1 protein-coding gene and 1 pseudogene are annotated in these 1,533 nt (G+C 53.4%); both read left to right on the forward strand.

Annotated elements, in window-relative coordinates; all coding sequences use genetic code 11:
• A pseudogene (locus tag Q0256_RS05300) lies at nt 1–504 on the forward strand (D-TA family PLP-dependent enzyme); the annotation flags it as partial.
• A gap of 124 nt (nt 505–628) precedes the next feature.
• On the forward strand, nt 629–1,069 hold the full coding sequence (locus tag Q0256_RS05305; RefSeq protein WP_297960799.1) for a pyrimidine dimer DNA glycosylase/endonuclease V: 441 nt from the start codon (nt 629–631) through the stop codon (nt 1,067–1,069).
• The last annotated feature ends 464 nt before the right edge of the window (nt 1,070–1,533 follow it).

A 1,533-nucleotide genomic window follows, 5' to 3' on the forward strand; every position in this document is an offset into this window, starting at 1 on the left:
CGCGAGCTGGCTCTGCCCGCACGCGTCGTTAGTATCGGCTCGACGCCCTCGCTCATCAACGATTTTGAAATTTTAAAGGGCGTCACCGAGATCCGTCCAGGCACCTATATCTTTATGGATGCCTCGCAGGCGCAGGCATACGGCGATTATTCGATGAACGCCGCAAGCATCCTTACGACCGTCATCAGCAGACCTACGGCGGATCGCATCATCACCGACGTCGGCGCCAAGGGGCTCACGCAGCAAAGGCGCACCGAGGGCTTTACGGCAACGCCCGGGCTCGGGCGCATAAAGGGCACGGAGGTGTGGATAAATGGCGTTTACGACGAGCACGCGATCATCTACGACAGAGCGCTGCGAGACGCCGTGCGCGTGGGCGATCGGCTCGAAATTTATCCAAACCACATCTGCCCCGTCGTAAATTTACACGAGTTCGCCTACCTCGTAAGCGGCGGCGAGGTCGTAGAAAAGATTCCCGTGCTATGCAGAGGCAAGCTGCAATGAGCGGGAAATTTAGAGGCGCGACGAGGTAAAATTTTAGCTTCGGTAGAGCCTGGCTAAATTTAGCCGCCCAGGCTGCGGCGCAAAGCGCGCCGAATTTGACTACGAAATTTAACGAAAGGCAAAAATGAGGCTTTGGACGATAAGCTTTAAATATCTCGACGCAAAGGGGCTAGTCGCACTTTGGCGCGAGGCGCTGCTAGCTAAAAACGTGCTGGCTGGGCTTACTAAAGGCTACAAAAATCACCCGCAGCTTGACCGCTTTTACGCGCACGAAAACGCGCTAGAGGCGGTAAATGCGTATCTGGCGGAGGTTTATGCGCAGGCCTGCGCTCGCGGGTATAAATTTGACGCCGCGAAGGTGGGCGAATTTGACGCGCGAAATTTGGCTAAAATCAGCGTCGCTCGCGGTCAGATCGAGTATGAATTCGCCTTTTTGCAAGAGAAGCTAAAATCGCGCGACGTCAAGGCTTACGAGCGAAATTTAAGCGTAAAAAATATAGAAATCGCAGGCGTTTTTGAGGAGGTTGCAGGCGGGATCGAGCCGTGGGAAAGGGTTAAAATTTAGCTCTGTTTCGCGCGGCAGCGGCGAGGAATATACTCGGCTTATGCCGGCGAGCTTTTCGTACGCGGCGCTGCTTTTAAATTTATCGGTTTCATACAAAGCTAAGCTTTGCGTAGTATCATACAGGATCGCGCGCCGTACGGTCTCTGCGGCGTCGCATACGCCGCGATCGATCAGCGGCGTAACGTGGCGGATCAGCGCTATCGTAGTCATGATTTTGTCTCCTAAAATACGAGCCCGCTAAGAGCTTGCGCCGTTATGTTCCCGCTCCTACAGGATACTTGATGTTTAGATTTGCGCTATTTATGCGAAATCCGCTAGGGTTCTTGCTCCGTAGCCACGGCGAGCGCGAGAGTCTGCTTCAATGCATAGATTTGCGGGCTATTTAAGCCTTTCGTAGCTTTCGCATGAGCTTTTCCATATCTGCTCATGCTCCGCTACCGAACTCATAAATCTATCTTTACCGC

It is taken from the genome of uncultured Campylobacter sp. (assembly GCF_937949835.1).
GTDB lineage: Bacteria > Campylobacterota > Campylobacteria > Campylobacterales > Campylobacteraceae > Campylobacter_B.

Bases quoted from the DNA above. Each gene is read 5' to 3' on its own strand.
- Q0256_RS05305 (WP_297960799.1), top strand. From the start codon at position 629: ATGAGGCTTTGGACGATAAGCTTTAAATATCTCGACGCAAAGGGGCTA.